The 17,179-nt window shown below is 51.0% G+C and carries 17 protein-coding genes; 10 read left to right on the top strand and 7 right to left on the bottom strand.

Annotation, left to right across the window (positions count from 1 at the left end):
* From QWY27_RS14680 to QWY27_RS14695, 4 genes are all read right to left on the bottom strand, one after another.
* The coding region (locus tag QWY27_RS14680) for a helix-turn-helix domain-containing protein (RefSeq protein ID WP_290199186.1) at positions 1-438 on the bottom strand (438 nt) is incomplete at its 3' end.
* Between the two features lie 58 nt (positions 439-496).
* Entirely contained in the window at positions 497-1,570 is a 1,074-nt protein-coding gene (aroG, locus tag QWY27_RS14685; RefSeq protein ID WP_290199187.1) for a 3-deoxy-7-phosphoheptulonate synthase AroG, read from the bottom strand.
* Between the two features lie 98 nt (positions 1,571-1,668).
* Complete coding sequence (gene tldD, locus QWY27_RS14690; RefSeq protein WP_290199188.1) at positions 1,669-3,126, bottom strand: metalloprotease TldD; 1,458 nt, start codon at positions 3,124-3,126, stop codon at positions 1,669-1,671.
* On the bottom strand, positions 3,123-3,995 hold the full coding sequence (locus tag QWY27_RS14695; protein WP_290199189.1) for a carbon-nitrogen hydrolase family protein: 873 nt from the start codon (positions 3,993-3,995) through the stop codon (positions 3,123-3,125). The genes tldD and QWY27_RS14695 overlap by 4 nt, the downstream gene beginning before the upstream one ends.
* Before the next feature lie 356 nt (positions 3,996-4,351).
* Between QWY27_RS14695 and QWY27_RS14700 the strand changes: the two genes are divergently transcribed.
* Positions 4,352-4,723 (top strand): H-NS histone family protein, encoded by a 372-nt coding sequence (locus tag QWY27_RS14700; protein WP_290199190.1) that lies wholly within the window; start codon positions 4,352-4,354, stop codon positions 4,721-4,723.
* Positions 4,724-4,815: 92 nt separating this feature from the next.
* Here QWY27_RS14700 and QWY27_RS14705 read toward each other — a convergent pair whose 3' ends face one another.
* Both QWY27_RS14705 and QWY27_RS14710 read right to left on the bottom strand, forming a co-directional pair.
* The gene (locus tag QWY27_RS14705; RefSeq protein ID WP_290199191.1) at positions 4,816-5,805 is read right to left on the bottom strand and encodes a Bug family tripartite tricarboxylate transporter substrate binding protein; all 990 of its coding nucleotides are present in this window, start codon (positions 5,803-5,805) and stop codon (positions 4,816-4,818) included.
* 20 nt (positions 5,806-5,825) lie between these two features.
* Complete coding sequence (locus QWY27_RS14710) at positions 5,826-6,662, bottom strand: TauD/TfdA dioxygenase family protein (protein WP_290199192.1); 837 nt, start codon at positions 6,660-6,662, stop codon at positions 5,826-5,828.
* A gap of 126 nt (positions 6,663-6,788) precedes the next feature.
* Between QWY27_RS14710 and pepN the strand changes: the two genes are divergently transcribed.
* Both pepN and QWY27_RS14720 read left to right on the top strand, forming a co-directional pair.
* Positions 6,789-9,497, top strand: coding sequence for an aminopeptidase N (pepN, locus tag QWY27_RS14715; protein ID WP_290199193.1), 2,709 nt, complete (start codon positions 6,789-6,791; stop codon positions 9,495-9,497).
* Positions 9,498-9,561: 64 nt separating this feature from the next.
* A complete protein-coding gene (locus QWY27_RS14720; protein ID WP_290199194.1) occupies positions 9,562-10,578 on the top strand; it encodes a class 1 fructose-bisphosphatase in 1,017 nt (338 codons plus the stop codon).
* Positions 10,579-10,646: 68 nt separating this feature from the next.
* Here QWY27_RS14720 and QWY27_RS14725 read toward each other — a convergent pair whose 3' ends face one another.
* Positions 10,647-11,633 carry a quinone oxidoreductase family protein gene (locus QWY27_RS14725; RefSeq protein WP_290199195.1) on the bottom strand — a complete coding sequence of 329 codons (987 nt, stop codon included), beginning with the start codon at positions 11,631-11,633 and terminating at the stop codon, positions 10,647-10,649.
* Positions 11,634-11,760: 127 nt separating this feature from the next.
* On the opposite strand from QWY27_RS14725, the gene QWY27_RS14730 reads away from it, so the two are divergent.
* The 7 genes from QWY27_RS14730 to QWY27_RS14760 are packed head-to-tail and all read left to right on the top strand — an operon-like array spanning position 11,761 to position 17,031.
* Complete coding sequence (locus QWY27_RS14730; protein ID WP_290199196.1) at positions 11,761-12,492, top strand: YebC/PmpR family DNA-binding transcriptional regulator; 732 nt, start codon at positions 11,761-11,763, stop codon at positions 12,490-12,492.
* A 6-nt stretch (positions 12,493-12,498) separates the two neighbouring features.
* A complete protein-coding gene (gene purD, locus QWY27_RS14735; protein WP_290199198.1) occupies positions 12,499-13,779 on the top strand; it encodes a phosphoribosylamine--glycine ligase in 1,281 nt (426 codons plus the stop codon).
* A gap of 3 nt (positions 13,780-13,782) precedes the next feature.
* The gene (gene hemF / locus QWY27_RS14740; RefSeq protein WP_290199199.1) at positions 13,783-14,766 is read left to right on the top strand and encodes an oxygen-dependent coproporphyrinogen oxidase; all 984 of its coding nucleotides are present in this window, start codon (positions 13,783-13,785) and stop codon (positions 14,764-14,766) included.
* Positions 14,763-15,362: a nicotinate (nicotinamide) nucleotide adenylyltransferase gene (gene nadD / locus QWY27_RS14745; RefSeq protein WP_435433493.1), complete on the top strand. Its 600-nt coding sequence runs from the start codon at positions 14,763-14,765 to the stop codon at positions 15,360-15,362. Before hemF ends, nadD begins: the two co-directional genes overlap by 4 nt.
* A gap of 10 nt (positions 15,363-15,372) precedes the next feature.
* A complete protein-coding gene (gene rsfS / locus QWY27_RS14750; RefSeq protein ID WP_290199201.1) occupies positions 15,373-15,843 on the top strand; it encodes a ribosome silencing factor in 471 nt (156 codons plus the stop codon).
* 52 nt (positions 15,844-15,895) lie between these two features.
* A complete protein-coding gene (gene rlmH / locus QWY27_RS14755; protein ID WP_290199202.1) occupies positions 15,896-16,366 on the top strand; it encodes a 23S rRNA (pseudouridine(1915)-N(3))-methyltransferase RlmH in 471 nt (156 codons plus the stop codon).
* 14 nt (positions 16,367-16,380) lie between these two features.
* Entirely contained in the window at positions 16,381-17,031 is a 651-nt protein-coding gene (locus tag QWY27_RS14760) for a Maf family protein (RefSeq protein WP_290199203.1), read from the top strand.
* Positions 17,032-17,179 lie beyond the last annotated feature (148 nt).

Genomic DNA, 17,179 nt, shown 5'->3' on the forward strand with positions numbered 1-17,179 from the left:
CAACTCACCGCGTGGCATCGCGTAAAGCGCCGTGTAAATGGTTTCGTGACTGGCACGCATCGAGGAATCATCGGGGAACATGCGTGGAAGTATGCCCGCAATCTGTTCCGGCGAGAATCGCTGCCTAAGCAGTTTTTGAACCTGCGCCCAAAGGTAGCTGTCCTCAGCCAATCGAACTGGTTTACGTCCCTGAATCCGAGCCAAAAAGGCGCGCTGATGTGCCAGAGCAGCCCGGTAACCACCAGCCAAGGCTGGTCGGCCAGACCTGGCAGGCTGAGATCGTGGATCACACCACTGATTTCGCCCCAGCTCACGGCTGATGGAGCTGGCGCTGCGATTCAGACTACGAGCAATTGCCCGAATGCTGCAGCCTCGCTCAAGACTCAATTGGATCAAGGTTCTCTCTTCACAGCTAAGATGTTTGTATTTGGTATTCATCGCAACACAGTACCTCAGGGTTAGTGTTGCACCTCACTTTTGAACTCGACGACTATTTTTACTGATCATTTTCCAGCAAACTGCGACGTCGCGCGCGCACGGATTCTGCGAGAGAATCTAGCACCTTGTAAGAGCTATCCCAATCGATACAACCATCCGTCACACTCTGACCGTAGACAAGGGGCTGTCCTGCAACGAGGTCCTGGCGACCCGCCACCAAATTACTTTCTATCATCAAACCCATAATACGTGTTTCGCCCCGCGCAATCTGCGTCCCGACATCCGCGCACACAGCAGGTTGGTTTTCAGGTTTTTTATTACTGTTGGCGTGGCTGGCGTCAATCATGACGCGCTGGGCCAAACCCGCCTTCGCCATTTCTTCGCAAGCAGCCTGCACACTCGCCGCATCGTAATTGGGCGTCTTGCCACCACGCAAGATCACATGGCAGTCCTCGTTACCCAAAGTCGACACAATCGCAGAGTGACCGGCCTTGGTCACCGACAAAAAGTGATGGGGCTGAGAAGCAGCTTTCATGGCATCGACCGCAATCCGGACGTTTCCATCCGTACCATTTTTAAAACCGACTGGGCAAGACAAGCCTGAAGCCAACTCGCGATGCACTTGACTCTCGGTTGTACGGGCTCCAATCGCCCCCCAGGAGACCAGATCAGCGATGTACTGAGGAGTGATCATATCCAGAAACTCACAACCAGCAGGCAGTCCCATTGCATTGATGTCGAGCAACAGACTACGAGCAGTCCTTAAGCCCTTGTTGATATTGAAACTACCATCGAGCTCAGGGTCGTTAATCAAACCCTTCCAGCCAACCGTCGTACGCGGTTTTTCAAAATAAACGCGCATGATGATCTCAAGCTCACCACTCAGGCGGTCGCGTTCAACCTTCAGTTTTTTCGCATACTCGATTGCTGCGCCGGGGTCATGAATCGAGCAAGGCCCAATCACAACAACCAAACGATCGTCCATACCATGCAAAATCCGATGGACAGACTGGCGAGCCTCGAACACCAGCGAGGAAACCTCCGGCGTGCAGGGGTTCTCACTCATGGCATGAGATGGCGGAGCAAGCTCCTTAATCTCACGGATGCGCAAATCATCAGTATTGTGTGGCACAACTCACTCCTAAAACATCTAACGGATAGATTGAAAAATAATTAAAACTTAGTTGGAATCGTGGCTATTGTGAGGGGCCATTACCCATAGCATGCCTCTCAGGCCGTACCACCAACAGTCAGACCTTCCATCTTGATAGTTGGCATCCCTACCCCCACAGGCACACTCTGACCTTCTTTGCCGCAGGTCCCGACGCCACTGTCGAGCTTCATATTGTTGCCAATCATACTGACTTGATTCATCGACTCCGGACCACTGCCGATGAGGGTCGCACCTTTGATCGGATGCGTGATCCGACCGTTTTCAATCATGTAGGCTTCAGAAGCAGAGAAGACAAATTTACCGCTCGTGATGTCGACCTGACCGCCACCAAAATTAGCCGCGTAAATACCTTTTTTGACAGAAGCAATCATTTCCTCAGGCTCATGTTTGCCGGAAAGCATAAAGGTATTCGTCATGCGAGGCATCGGCAAATGCGCGAACGATTCGCGGCGTCCATTGCCAGTCAGGGCTGTCTTCATTAGTCTTGCATTCAGAGTGTCTTGCAAGTAGCCACGCAAAATACCGTCTTCGATTAAGACATTACGCTGAGTCGGATTGCCTTCGTCGTCCACATTCAAAGAGCCTCTTCTCCCTTCGATCGTGCCATCGTCAACGACCGTGACGCCCTTGGAGGCTACACGCTGTCCGATCTTGCCAGAGAACACACTTGAACCCTTACGATTAAAGTCTCCCTCCAGACCGTGCCCAACTGCTTCATGCAACAAAATGCCGGGCCAGCCAGCGGCAAGGACAACGGTCATCTCGCCTGCCGGCGCAGGCTGGGCATCCAAATTGACCATGGCCTCGTGAACAGCCAGATCAACGTAGGTACGCAAGGTTTCGTCGGAAAAATACTCCAGCCCCGAGCGACCCCCGCCACCAGAGTGGCCGGTCTCCCTGCGTCCATTTCGCTCCACAACAACCGATAAAGACAAACGTACCAGCGGACGCACATCAGCAGTCAGCCGACCATCGCTACCCGCGATCATTACAACGTCATATTCCATGCCTAAGCTGGCCATCACTTGCTTGACATGCGGATCCTTGGCGCGCGCCATTTTTTCGACGCGCTCAAGCAAGCCCACTTTTTCGGGAGCAGTCATTGTCGACAAAGGATCAACCGGCTGATAGAGACTGAGTCCTTGCCCTCTTTTCTCAGCTTGAATACGAGCTTTACCCGCACCCTGGCGCGCGATACTACGCACTGCATGGGCCGAGGATAATAAGGCATCGGCAGACAAAGTATCCGAATAGGCAAAGGCCGTTTTTTCTCCGGCTACCGCACGCACACCCACGCCCTGACTGATCGAAAAACTACCCGTCTTAACAATCCCTTCCTCGAGGCTCCAGCCTTCGCTACGCGTATATTGGAAATACAGATCAGCGTAATCAACCTTGTGCGTGAAAATCTCGCCCAGCGCGCGATGAATATCGGACTCGCTTAAGCCCCAGGGGTCTAACAACAGAGTCTTAGCTGTTGAGAGTGATGCGATGGCAGGATCAATCAGTTTCATTTATCAGCAAATAATGTTCGGTGTGCAAGGGCCGGCAAGGATTGCCGAACCTCCATTAGACGACTAGGCTCTATCGTACCGCTTACGATACCCTCATGCTCGGGCAACACCTCTAGAATATCTCCCCATGGGTCGATCAGCATGGAATGCCCCCAGGTCCGACGCCCATTCTCATGCCGCCCGCCCTGAGCGGGCGCCAGCACATAACACTGATTTTCAATTGCCCTGGCTCTGAGCAAAAGCTCCCAATGGGCGCGTCCAGTCGTATACGTGAAGGCCGAGGGCACCAAAATCAAGTCCACTTGACCCATTTCACGATAAAGCTCAGGAAACCTGAGGTCATAGCAGATTGATAAACCTAGAGTAATGTCGGGCGTTTCAAGGCGCGCGACACGATCGCCGGCAAGAATAGCGCGTGACTCATCATAACTTTCCTCGCCGCGTGCAAAACTAAATAAATGGATTTTGTCGTAACGGGCGATTTGCAGACCCTTTGGGTTATAAACAAGCTGCGTATTAAACACGCGCCTGGCATCAGGTGAGACGAGTGGAATACTGCCGGCCGAAATATAAATATTATGTTTGCGCGCCATCTCCGATAAAAACTGCTGAATCGGTCCACTGCCTTCATTTTCCGCCACAGAGAGTTTGTCAGTTTCACGATGACCCATTAAACAAAAATACTCTGGTAGTACGACTAATTGGGTACCCTTCTCTGCGGCTCGCGCAATCCAGTTTTCAGCAACAATCAAATTACGATCGACCGACGCAGCTGAAACCATTTGAACGGCTGTCACCTTGAAAGGTGCCTTCAAATGCCCTGCTGGTGGCTGCAGAGGCCCGCTAGACGCCTGTCTGAACGATTGCATTTCGACTCCTAATATTATTTTTAATAAATAATTTTTAATTTAAGGATAAACAGCATTATGACTAAAGTTAATGTTTAACTTAATATCCAAATATGCGTTTAACTTAATATTTAAATGTTTAACTTAGTATTTAATTTGATATTGATGTAACTGCTACCTTAAAAAAACAATTCAAAATGACAATCGAAATTTAGTCGATATCCGTATTTACCATAATATAAGAAATAAATTGTTTGATATTGCGACTATTATGTATAGAATGCGCGGTCTTGATGTATTCAGATTCACTCACTGAGTTTTAATTCATTCTGTTTCAAATTTCGCATTCATTTTTTATTTCATTAAAAGGCAGGGTTATGACTCGTCAAAATTATGCAAGCCAGCAAGCTAAGATTCAAAAGGAAATCGAACGTCTGCGCAAGCAGGCCGAACTTTTGCAAAGCAAGCAGCGCAAGCCAGTCATCTCCAGCATCGTACGCTCCATGAAAGAGTACGGTATTTCAACTGAAGAAATAGTCGCCGCCTTCGGTAAATCAAGGGCTCAATCACGCAAAGTCAGCGATGACAAAGCATCCAAAGGAAATAAAGCCCTTGGAGCTAAAAAACCTGTCGCTCCCAAGTATCGACACCCAGAAACCTCTGCCACATGGACGGGCCGTGGCAAAGCACCTCTCTGGATCGTCGAAGCTGAGAAAAACGGCCAACCACGCCAGCAGTTTCTAATCTAAATATTTATTAATTTGATAAATAAAAAAGGCCGATAATATTTCCGGCCTTTTTTATTTCTCAAGATACTGAATGATTCAAAAGTATTTCTTTATTAATCAATGGTCGCACCCGAAGCGCGCACAGCCTTGCCCCATTGTTCCAAATCATTATCAATCACCTTTTGGAACTCAGGCAGCGTTGTGATCAACGTTTCAGCACCGCGTTTATTGAGTTGCTCAACGACTTTGGGGTCAGCCAAGACTTTATTAATCTCGGCGTGGATCTTTTCACGCAAGGCCATCGGTGTCGAACTGCTCACAAAAAATGCAAACCAAGAGTCGAGTGCGAGCGCGGGATAACCGGCCTCGCCAAAAGTCGGGACATCAGGCAATGCGGGTGAGCGGCGCGTCGCAGAAGCCGCAAGCGGAATGACAGCGCCACTCTTGATCTGGCCCATGACAGAAGGTGCGCTGGCATACACACCCTGAACCTGACCTCCCATCACATCTGTCAGCGCCGGGGCCACACCTTTGTATGGGACATGTGTGGTTTTAATATCAGCAGCCAAGCCCAGCATTTCATTTAACAGATGATTAACCGAGCCATTTCCGGAGGAAGCAATATTGATTTTGCCGGGATTGGCTTTAGCATATTTCACATAATCGGCGATATTTTTATATGGCAAAGACGGATTGACAACTAAAACAAACGGTAACGTAGCCAGTGAAGCGATCGGAGATAAATCCTTTGCCATGTCAAAAGACATTTTTTTATAAAGCGAGGGATTAATTGCGTGGGTACCGGAATAACTCATCAACCAGGTCGTGCCATCACCGGGAGACTTGGCCACCAACTCGCTACCGATATTCCCCCCCGCACCGGGGCGGTTTTCAACCACAATGCTGGTATTCCAGCGCTGCCCCAGTTCAGCCGCCATCAGGCGCGAAATTGCGTCTGAAGCACCTCCAGCTGCCTGTGGAACGATAATTTTGATCTGTTTGCCGACAAGTTCAGCAGGAATCTGGGCTGAAGCTGAAACGGACAAAGTCACAGCCATGGCACCAACAATAGAAGCCACGGCACGGCGTAAATGAATGTTCATCGTCTTCTCAAAAGATTAAATTATTTAGGTGCATCGCCTTTAAGAGTGATGCGATGCAATAAACGCTTATGGCCGTGATAATCGTTGATGGGGTTGTGCAACACGCAACGATTATCCCAAAGAGCGATCGATCCAACTTGCCAGGCGAACCGGCAGGTAAATTCAGGTCTGACCTGGTGAGCAAACAAGTACTTCAGCAAAGGTTCGCTCTCCTCTTCAGTCCAGCCCACAAAACGCGTGGTGTGACCAGCATTAATATAGAGCGCACGACGGCCTGTCTCGGGATGAACACGAACCACGGGGTGTTCGGCGCTCAGTTCCTCTTTCTCAGCGGCCTTGGCTGAATCCGCCAACCGATCCTCGCGAGTCTTGGTCACTGCAGCCTTGGCCGACGAGTTCACCGCATACATACCGCTCAAGGTTTCTTGAAGTGCGGGCGACAAAGCCTCAAAGGCTGCGTAATTACTGGAAAACAAGGTGTCCCCGCCATATGGGGGAATCTCGCGCGCGATCAACATCGTCGCCATTGGCGGCTCTTTCAGATAAGTTGTGTCGGTATGCCAGACTCCACCGAAATTGTGCTTTTCATGTGGAAGCTTCAACACCGGGATAATCATTGGGAAATCTGGCAAACCTTTGACGAAGGGGTACTCCACCACCTCGCCAAAGCGCATTGCGAAATGTTGAAAGCTCGCATTATCGAGTGGCTGATTGCGGAAAAAGATCACACCATATTTCAGCCAAACCTCACGAATTTGAGCAATTTGACTATCGGTCACCGTTCCCTGCAGATCAATGCCGTGGATTTCTGCACCTACGGAACCCGAAAGTGGGCGGACTTCAAGTTTTGCATTCATAGTGTTGTCATAAATAGAAACAAATGAGCCCCAATAATAGGGCAATTTTTGGGGTCAGTAGGAGAGATTTAATTGGTTTTTTTCGTTGCCCTCATACAATGATAAATATCCTTAATGGAATCAAGCATGCGCACAGAAACCGGCACCACAATTCGACGCGAAGACTATCGCCCCTTTCCCTTCCATATTCCGACTGTTCATCTCGAATTCGAGTTGGAGCCGACCCTCACCTGGGTTCGATCCCAATTAACGGTCAAGCGCCGGCAGGATTTGCCAAGACAAGCTGATTTAGTGCTCGACGGCGAAGATCTCGCGCTCATATCTATCACCATGAACGGCGAGTTATTAATCGGGAATGCCTATCGACTCACCGAGACAACGCTTACCCTGACCGACGTACCGGATCATGCTGAGATTGTGATCGTCAGCACCTGCCAGCCTGCTCAAAACACGAGTCTCTCTGGTCTTTACGTCTCAGGCAAAAGCCTGTTCACCCAATGCGAAGCACAAGGGTTCAGAAAAATCACGTGGTTTGCGGACCGTCCCGATGTCATGTCCGTCTATCACGTCACATTGCGTGCGGATCGTGCGCAATATCCGCTATTGCTCTCGAACGGTAATCTGGTCTCGAAAAAAGAGCTTGAAAATCAACGGCACGAAGTTCAATGGCATGATCCTTTCGCCAAACCAAGCTATTTATTCGCCTTGGTGGCAGGTGACTTTGCATGCCGGGAACACGAGACGGTGACGGCCAGTGGCCGAAAAGTGCTGCTCCAGGTTTACAGCGACCCGGGCTCAGAAAATCAGACCGAATGGGCTATGGCATCACTCGAGCGCTCGCTGCGCTGGGACGAACAGCGCTTCGGCCTTGAGCTCGATCTTGATCGTTTCATGATCGTGGCAGCCCGCGATTTCAATATGGGTGCAATGGAGAATAAGGGGCTCAACATCTTTAATGCAGCCTACGTGCTGGCCAATCCAAACACCGCAACCGACGCGAACTATCAAGCGATTGAAGCAGTGATCGGGCATGAGTACTTTCACAACTGGACAGGCAACCGTGTCACTTGCCGTGACTGGTTCGAACTTAGCCTCAAAGAAGGCCTCACTGTTTTTAGAGATCAGGAATTTACCGCAGACATGATGGCGCAAGGTCTTGATGCCTCGGCTGCCGCCAGTGCGCGTGCGATCAAACGGATTGATGACGTGATCACCTTGCGTGCGGCACAGTTCCCTGAGGACAGTGGCCCGATGGCGCACCCGATTCGTCCCGAAAGCTATCAGGAAATTGGCAATTTTTATACGGCGACTGTTTATGAAAAAGGGGCTGAAGTCATTCGGATGATTCACACCCTTTTAGGAGAACAAACATTCCGTGCAGGAATGGACGAATATTTCCGTCGGCATGATGGACAAGCGGTCACCTGTGACGATTTTGTAGAAGCCATGGACTGGGCCCTGAAGAGGGAGCATCCCAATAAAAGTCTTGAACAGTTCAAGCGCTGGTACAGTCAAGCAGGTACTCCCCGCGTAACCGCCACGTTGACACACGACGCTGCCACGCAACGCTGCACCCTGACCCTGACACAGCAATGCGCACCGGTAGGCGTTGAAAAACAATCAAACTCGCACAAGCTTCCTTTTCATATCCCAGTTGTGGTGGGCCTACTTGACTCACAAGGATCTCCCCTCGCTCTGGGCGTTGATGCACTCACGGGCGTGCCCTTGACAGAAAAACTACTCGAACTGACTGAAGAAACTCAAAGCTGGGTATTCGAGGGCATACACAGCCGCCCCACCCCTTCGCTATTGCGTAATTTCTCAGCCCCCATCAATCTCATCTATGACTACACCAATCAAGAGCTTGCTCGACTGTCCGCTCACGATCGCAATGCATTTGCCCGTTGGGAATCCGGACAAGAACTTGCCAGTCGCGAACTCCTCAAGATGGCTCAAACCTGGCGCGAAACGGGACAAGCATGCGCACCTGATCCCATCATGGTCGAGGCCTGGGGTGCCATGCTCCAAGACTCTGACGTAGATGCTGGTTACATGGCGCGCGCTCTATCCTTGCCTCTTGAAAAAACCATACTCGAAAGAATGACTGCGATGGACCCCATCGCAGTTGCACAAGCCCGTCAATCCCTCAAACGGTGGCTGGGTCAGCATTTCGCAGCACGTTTGCTGGCGACCTATCACCAACAGGTCACTCCCGGCCACTACTCACCCGCACCTGGCCCCGCAGGAAAACGAGTATTGAAAAATCTTGCACTCTCCTATCTGATTGCAGGGCAAAATTCTGAAGCGATTGAGTTGGCATTTCAGCAGTTCAAGCATGCGACAAATATGACAGACCGCATGGCGGCATTTAGTAATTTGGTGCACGAAACGCATGGCCAGCTCACCAGTGATGCCATCATCAGCTTCTATGAAAACTGGCAGCACGACCCGCTTGTGATAGATAAATGGTTTGCGGTTCAGGCCTCTTCACCTCACTCAACGGCTGAGGCGATGCGCGGACTCATGAAACATCCGGCCTTTACCTTGCGAAACCCAAATCGGGCGCGCTCTGTGATTTTTCAATTTTGCAGTGCAAACATAGCGGGCCTTCATTCCGAAGACGGAAGCGGCTACCGTTTTTGGGCCGATCAGGTGCTTGCTCTTGATGGGCTCAACCCTGAAATCGCCGCGCGTCTGGCCCGAGCTTTTGATCATTGGGCGCGCTTTATTCCGACAGTACGAGCGCGCATGCAACATGAACTCAAGCGTGTCGCAGAGCATCCAGAGTTATCTCGAAATACTCTGGAGATCGTTTCAAAAGCGCTCGCGCTCTGAGCCCGGATTCACATTATTTTTCAACTTGGCCTACACTCTTAACTCCTCATACCGACCACAAAACATGAAACGTAAAACTCTCACTCAATATCTCGTTGAGCAGCAACGTGCGGCACACGCCTTGAGCGCTGAAGTACGTCTGTTGATTGAAATCGTCTCCAGAGCCTGTAAAACCATCAGCCATGCCGTCAGCAAAGGCGCATTGGGTGGCGTGCTAGGTAGTTTGGAAAGTGAAAACGTCCAAGGAGAAGTACAAAAAAAACTAGACGTGATCTCTAATGAAGTTTTGCTCGAAGCCAACGAGTGGGGCGGACATCTCGCCGCGATGGCTTCCGAGGAAATGGAAACCATCCACTTGATCCCGAATCGTTACCCCAAGGGCGAGTTTCTGTTGTTGTTCGATCCCTTGGATGGCTCGTCCAATATCGATGTCAACGTCTCAATCGGCACGATTTTCTCTGTGCTCAGAGCGCCAGCCAGTGCCTCCGGTCGCGAGATTACCGAGCAGGACTTCTTGCAACCAGGCAGCACCCAGGTCGTTGCTGGCTATGCAATTTACGGCCCCCAAACCATGCTTGTTTTGACGATTGGTCAAGGCGTTGTGGGCTTTACGCTTGATCGTGAAATGGGCTCATGGATTTTGACGCACGAAAACATGACCATTCCCGCCGACACCAAAGAATTTTCGATCAATATGTCAAATTTGCGCCACTGGGCACCCCCAGTGCGTCGCTACATCGACGAGTGCTTGGCGGGAAAAACAGGCGTACGTGGCAAGGATTTCAACATGCGCTGGATCGCAGCGATGGTAGCAGATGTACATAGACTCATCACCCGTGGCGGTATTTTCATGTACCCCTGGGATGCCCGCGAACCCGGCAAGCCAGGCAAGCTGCGCTTAATGTACGAGGCCAATCCTATGAGTATGCTAGTCGAACAGGCGGGTGGCGCAGCCACGGACGGCAATCAGCGCATTCTGGATATCCAGCCAACAAGCCTGCATCAACGTGTCGGTGTCGTGCTGGGATCGAAAAACGAAGTTGAGCGCGTGACCCAATACCATCACGAAGCCAACAAATAAGTTCTTAAACGACCTCTAAAGTTCTGAAACGGCCTCTTGCATTGCAACAAGAAGCCGGTCAAGCGTGCTTATTTCAGAGTGAAAATCGTGGCGCCGGTCGTTTTACGGGCGGCAAGCGCTGTTTGAGCCTCACCAGCCTGTTCAAGAGGATAGCGCTGATCAATACGAATCTTGATCTTCTTGGCTAACACCATCTCGAACAATTCATCCGCAGCAGCCTGCATTTTCTCTGGGGTGTTGACGTGAACCGCCAGCGTTGGACGTGTCACATACAAGGATCCTTTAGCCGCCAAAATACCCAAGGCCACGCCCTCTACAGGCCCCGAAGCATTGCCATAACTGACCATCAAACCGCGAGGCTGCAAGCAATCCAATGAGGTTAGCCAAGTATCCTTACCAACGCCGTCATAGACAACAGGGACCTTCTTGCCACCAGTCAACTCGAGCACACGTTCGGCAACATTTTCCTTAGAGTAATCAATGACTTCCCAAGCACCATGCGCCTTGGCAAGCGCGGCTTTTTCAGGGCTGGAAGCAGTACCAATCACCTTGACGCCTAGTGCTTTGGCCCACTGGCAAGCGATGAGTCCGACACCGCCGGCAGCGGCATGGAACAAAATGGTCTCACCTTCTTTGATTCGGTAGGTCTGACGCAACAAATATTGCACGGTCAGCCCCTTGAGCATCATCGCAGCGGCTTCTTCGAAGCTAATCCCGTCCGGCAACTTCACGACCTGAGCGGCAGGGACGTTACGGGCCTGGGCATAGGCGCCAATCGGACTTTGTCCATACGCCACACGATCGCCTTCCTTGAAGCGAGTCACCGACTTGCCCACTGCTGTGACAATACCTGCACCTTCGAAGCCCAAACCATGCGGCAGAGGGCTCTTGTAAAGGCCATCACGGAAATAAATATCAATGAAGTTCAAACCAGCAGCATGTTGCTGAATCGTAATTTCGTTATCACCAGGAGGCGGCACCTCGACCTGAACAAGCTGCAAAACTTCAGGTCCGCCGTTTTTTTCAATACGAATGGCTTTAACTAAATTGCTCATGAATGCTCCTGGCAAAAAATAGGAAATGGCTATGGGGAATATCTGAAAATCAAAGATTTCACAACGTATGAGTTTATATCGCGCGCAAGGTAAAATGCGCTTTTACCTCGACAAATTGCAGGAAACTATGGCTGGACACAGCAAATGGGCCAATATCCAGCACCGTAAAGGTCGCCAGGATGCCAAGCGTGGAAAACTTTGGACCAAAATCATTCGTGAGATCACCGTGGCTGCGCGAGCAGGCGGCGCAGACCCTGATGCCAACCCCAGACTGCGAATGGCTTGGGACAAGGCTACTGCGGCGAACATGCCCAAAGACAACATTCAACGCGCTATTACGCGCGGCGCAGGCGGCGCTGATGGTGCCAACTACGATGAAATTCGCTATGAAGGCTACGGCTTAGGCGGTGCGGCAGTTGTGGTTGACTGCATGACAGACAACCGTACCCGTACCGTGGCAGATGTACGTCATGCTTTTTCCAAAAACGGCGGCAATCTCGGCCAGGAAGGCTCAGTCGCTTTCATGTTCACACACTGTGGCCAGTTTGTTTTTGCGCCAGGGACCTCCGAAGACGCCGTCATGGAAGTTGCGCTGGATGCGGGCGCCGACGATGTCGTGACAGATGAGGAAGGCGTGATCGAAGTGACATGCGCCACAACGGCTTTTGCAGCGGTGCGCGATGCCTTGCAAGCCAAAGGTCTGGCCCCTGAAATGGCGGATATCGTCATGAAACCCAACAATGAAGTTGAGCTTTCAGGCGATGATGCCATCAAAATGCGAAAACTTCTCGACGCGCTCGAGTCACTTGACGACGTCCAAGAGGTTTACACCAATGCCATCATGGATGAGCAGGACTGATAGAAAATGAAACTACTGGTTATTGGCTCTGGTGGCCGTGAACACGCATTAGCCTGGCGCTTGCTTCAATCCAAACGTGTTGAGCACGTCTATGTCGCGCCTGGCAATGGCGGCACTGCGCTCATGCAAGGTGCGAGCAATATCGCCCTGTCTGATCCACAGGAACTGGCAGAATTCGCGCGTCAGGAAGGCATCGCTCTAACCGTTGTCGGCCCTGAAGCTCCACTCGCACAAGGTGTAGTCGACACATTTCGCGCCCAAAATCTGAAAATCTTTGGTCCAACACGTGCTGCTGCGCAACTGGAGAGCTCCAAGGACTTTGCCAAAGCGTTTATGGTGCGTCACCACATTCCCACTGCTGCATACAAAACATTCACGGATCCTCAAGCGGCTCATCAATACATCAAGACCCAGGGTGCCCCGATCGTGATCAAGGCAGATGGGCTTGCCGCGGGCAAAGGCGTAGTGGTTGCGATGACTGCGGACGAGGCGCATCAAGCCGTCGATGCCATGCTGGGCGACGGTTCGCTTGGCGCTGCCGGAGCGCGCGTCGTGATCGAGGAGTGTCTCATTGGCGAAGAAGCCAGTTTTATCGTACTGTGTGACGGAAAAAATATTTTCCCACTCGCAACCAGTCAAGACCACAAACGACTGAAAGATGCCGATCAAGGACCCAACACAGGTGGCATGGGAGCCTACTCACCCGCCCCTGTTGTGACACCCGTGATTTTCGAGCGCGTCATGCGAGAGATCATTCGTCCCACAATCGAAGGCATGGAGGCGGACGGCATCCCGTTCACAGGTTTTCTTTATGCTGGGCTCATGATCGGCGCGGGAGATGAAACAACCTGCGCGATTAAGGTTCTTGAATTCAACTGTCGAATGGGAGACCCTGAGACACAGCCCATCATGATGCGAATCCGCAGCGATTTGTTATCGGTCTTTGAGCACGGGGTCCAGGGTACTCTCGATGAGGCGCACATAGACTGGGATCCCCGTACAGCGCTTGGCGTTGTGATGGCTAGTCACAACTATCCCGGCACACCACGCCTGGGGGATCCGATCACTGGGATACCTGCCGATGCACCAGATTGCATGGTATTCCATGCAGGGACCACGCTCAAAGACAATATCCCTCATACAAGCGGCGGTCGGGTGCTGTGTGTCACCGCGCTGGACAACACGGTTCGTGACACGCAAAAGCGAGTCTACGAAACCGTCAAAAAGATTCAGTTCGATGGTGCTCAGTTCAGAACAGACATCGGCTGGCGCGCTTTGGAGTCCTAATTCATGTCATCTGCCGACATTCGTCACAATGGTTCTGTTACTAGTGATCACAGTAGCCAGCTACACGCTAGCCAAACTAGTTCTGTTGATCTGCCCTCCGTGAGGGCGTACCTGCTGAGTCTCCAAGAAAATATAGTGTCTGCGCTTGAGCATGCAGGGGGAGAACCCTTTCAACGCGACGAATGGACGCGTTCAGAAGGCGGCGGCGGCATTTCCCGCCTGATCGAGGGAGGCACACTTTTTGAGCGCGCAGGTGTGCTGTTCAGTCACGTCAAAGGTCTGACACTCCCGCCTTCTGCCACCCAGCATCGCCCCGAAGTCGCTGGACGACCCTGGGAGGCAATGGGTGTATCCATGGTTCTGCACCCACGCAATCCGTATGTCCCCACCACGCACATGAATGTGCGGATGTTTGTCGCCAAGGCTGCGGCGGGGTCTGACCAGCAGGACATCTTTTGGTTTGGCGGCGGGATGGATCTAACTCCCTACTATCCGTTTGAAGAGGATGCCGAGCATTTTCATCGCGTCAATCGCGATGCGTTGGCGCCCCATAGCGATACCGCGTACGCAGAATATAAAAAGTGGTGCGATGAGTATTTCTTTTTGAAACATCGCAATGAAACACGTGGTGTGGGCGGCATATTCTTTGACGATCTGAGTGCAGGAGGCTTTGCCCCATCCTTCGCTTTGCTGCGTTCAGTTGGAGATGCGTTTCTGACAGCCTATATGCCCATCGTGGAAAAGCGACGTGGAATACCCTACGGAGAGCGCGAACGAGACTTCCAAGCCTACCGTAGAGGCCGCTATGTTGAATTCAATCTTGTTTTTGACAGAGGCACACTCTTTGGCCTTCAGTCGGGCGGTCGCACTGAATCCATACTCCTTTCCATGCCTCCGATGGCATCGTGGCGCTACAACTGGCAACCCGAGCCCGGAACACCCGAGGCACGATTAGCCGAATTTTTAAAGCCGAGGCAGTGGGTCTGATGCGAATCGGCCTGCTGGGAGGCAGTTTCGATCCTGTGCATCATGCGCATCTTTCGCTTGCCCGGACAGCTCTCAAGGCTTTAAATTTAGATCAAATTCAGCTCATTCCTGCAGGTCAGCCCTGGCAAAGGCCGCCTTTAGGCGCATCACCGGAACACCGACTCAACATGCTGAAGCTCGCCACGCGCGACATGAGCTCTATAGCGATCAACCCTATTGAAATAAACCGAAGTGGCCCTACCTATACGATAGAAACGGTTAACGCTCTTGATCCCAATCACGATTACATCTGGATCTTGGGCTCAGATCAACTCAAGAACTTTTGCACATGGAAGAACTGGCCTGACATTGCTGAACACGTGCATTTAGCCGTGGCACAAAGACCAGGATCATCACTCACCGCCCCTGAGCCACTTGCTCAATTTTTAAGTGCGCACAATCGCAAACTTTTAATTATTCCCTTTGAACCGCTGGATATTTCAGCCACAGCCGTCCGACAGCGACTCACGCATCAACAATCCGCAAAAGACCTCATTCCAGAGGTTGTCGAACAATACATTCACGAGCACGGGCTCTATCGTCCGCTCAACGCCTAACAGGATCAACATGGATATCACCAAACTACAACGTACTGTGGTTGACGCACTTGAAGACGTCAAAGCACAAGACATCAAAGTCTTTAACACCACTCACATGACCAGTCTAATTGACCGTGTCATCATTGCCTCTGCCACGTCAAATCGCCAAACCAGAGCCCTAGCATCAAGCGTTGCCGAAAAGGTCAAAGCTATTGGTGGAAACGTCATCGCAACAGAAGGCGAAGAAACTGGAGAATGGGTCTTGGTTGACGTGGGCGACATTATTGTTCACATCATGCAACCCGCTATCCGCGCTTATTACAATCTCGAAGAGGTTTGGGGAGGCAAACCGGTCAGAATGAAACTCGCCCCAGAATCCACACGGCCCGCACTTGCATCGACTGATGTTGCCTTTGATCCCATGATCACAACCGAGGAGCCAACAGGTCGTCGCGCAGCGAGCCGCGCATCGTCCAGACCGACACGATCAAACCGATAAAAAGCGGATAGGGTTAACCGCATCAAATCTGAATAGATAATCGTAATCGAACGTGAAAATTCACATTCTCGCAGTTGGTAACAAAATGCCCGAATGGGTATATGCTGCCTGGGAAGACTATGCCAAACGCATGCCGCTCGACTGGGCTGTCACGCTTAAAGAAATTAAGCCAGAACCACGGACGAGCGGTAAAACTCCCCAGCAAATGATGTCGGCCGAAGCAAAACGAATTGAGGCTGCGATTCCAGATCAAACAATTCGGATCGCACTCGATGAAAACGGCAGAGATCTTACAACACAGGCTTTTGCGACAAAGCTTCAAAACTGGCATCAAGCCAGTCATCCGCTCACCATCATCATCGGCGGACCTGATGGTCTCGATGCAGAATTTAAAAGTAGATGCGATGGATTAATCAGACTGTCTTCGATGACAATGCCACACCCTATGGTGAGGATTGTTCTTATCGAGCAGCTGTATCGCGCCTGGTCTATTCTAAACAATCATCCCTACCACCGCGTCTAAATTGTCTACGCTTCATGAAGACGACACTTTATCTAGCCTCTGCCAGCCCAAGACGGCATGATCTCTTGAATCAAATCGGCGTCCCCCACACCGTTCTAAATGTTCCCTCTCCTCCTGGAGAAGACGAACCAAGATTTGAAAACGAATCACCGCTGAAATACGTGCAACGCACAGCACATGACAAAGCACTGCGTGCGCAAGCCTGGCTTCAAAAAAGTGAAGAATTTGAACAAGTCCGCAAAAGGAATATGACTGACAAACCTATTGCCATACTCACTGCAGATACAACTGTTGCGCTAGAAGATCGAGTATTCGGAAAACCTGCTAACAAAGATGACGCAGCACAAATTTTGCGACAGTTATCCGACAAAACACATACTGTCTACACCGCACTTGTGTTGTCAGTCATGAAACCAGCAAGAGATAAAGGTGAGATCGAATGGGATCAAGCATTTGCACTCTCAACGACTCAAGTCAGCTTTGCAAATCTTACTGAGAAAGACATCTCTGAATACATTGTATCGGGTGAACCATTTGGCAAAGCAGGCGCGTATGGCATTCAAGGCCATGCAGCCAAGTTTATTTGTCACATCGCAGGTAGTTACACGGGAGTGATGGGACTGCCTCTTTTTGAAACAAGCACTTTACTTAGAAAGCTTGCTTAACAAGCCTAGCGACAAAAGAGAATTCGAAATCCACAAAGACAAAACCCCTCAGGCGGACCTGAGGGGTTTTGAGGGTAAGAGCTTGACGATGACCTACTTTCACAGACGTACGTCCACTATCATCGGCGCTAAGGTGTTTCACGGTCCT

Source organism: Zwartia vadi, from assembly GCF_030410375.1.
Classification (GTDB): domain Bacteria; phylum Pseudomonadota; class Gammaproteobacteria; order Burkholderiales; family Burkholderiaceae_B; genus Zwartia; species Zwartia vadi.

Coding starts and splice junctions, on each gene's coding strand:
- tldD (WP_290199188.1), bottom strand. CDS start 3,126: ATGAAACTGATTGATCCTGCCATCGCATCACTCTCAACAGCTAAGACT.
- QWY27_RS14695 (WP_290199189.1), bottom strand. CDS start 3,995: ATGCAATCGTTCAGACAGGCGTCTAGCGGGCCTCTGCAGCCACCAGCA.
- QWY27_RS14700 (WP_290199190.1), top strand. CDS start 4,352: ATGACTCGTCAAAATTATGCAAGCCAGCAAGCTAAGATTCAAAAGGAA.
- QWY27_RS14705 (WP_290199191.1), bottom strand. CDS start 5,805: ATGAACATTCATTTACGCCGTGCCGTGGCTTCTATTGTTGGTGCCATG.
- QWY27_RS14710 (WP_290199192.1), bottom strand. CDS start 6,662: ATGAATGCAAAACTTGAAGTCCGCCCACTTTCGGGTTCCGTAGGTGCA.
- pepN (WP_290199193.1), top strand. CDS start 6,789: ATGCGCACAGAAACCGGCACCACAATTCGACGCGAAGACTATCGCCCC.
- QWY27_RS14720 (WP_290199194.1), top strand. CDS start 9,562: ATGAAACGTAAAACTCTCACTCAATATCTCGTTGAGCAGCAACGTGCG.
- QWY27_RS14725 (WP_290199195.1), bottom strand. CDS start 11,633: ATGAGCAATTTAGTTAAAGCCATTCGTATTGAAAAAAACGGCGGACCT.
- QWY27_RS14730 (WP_290199196.1), top strand. CDS start 11,761: ATGGCTGGACACAGCAAATGGGCCAATATCCAGCACCGTAAAGGTCGC.
- purD (WP_290199198.1), top strand. CDS start 12,499: ATGAAACTACTGGTTATTGGCTCTGGTGGCCGTGAACACGCATTAGCC.
- hemF (WP_290199199.1), top strand. CDS start 13,783: ATGTCATCTGCCGACATTCGTCACAATGGTTCTGTTACTAGTGATCAC.
- rsfS (WP_290199201.1), top strand. CDS start 15,373: ATGGATATCACCAAACTACAACGTACTGTGGTTGACGCACTTGAAGAC.
- QWY27_RS14760 (WP_290199203.1), top strand. CDS start 16,381: ATGAAGACGACACTTTATCTAGCCTCTGCCAGCCCAAGACGGCATGAT.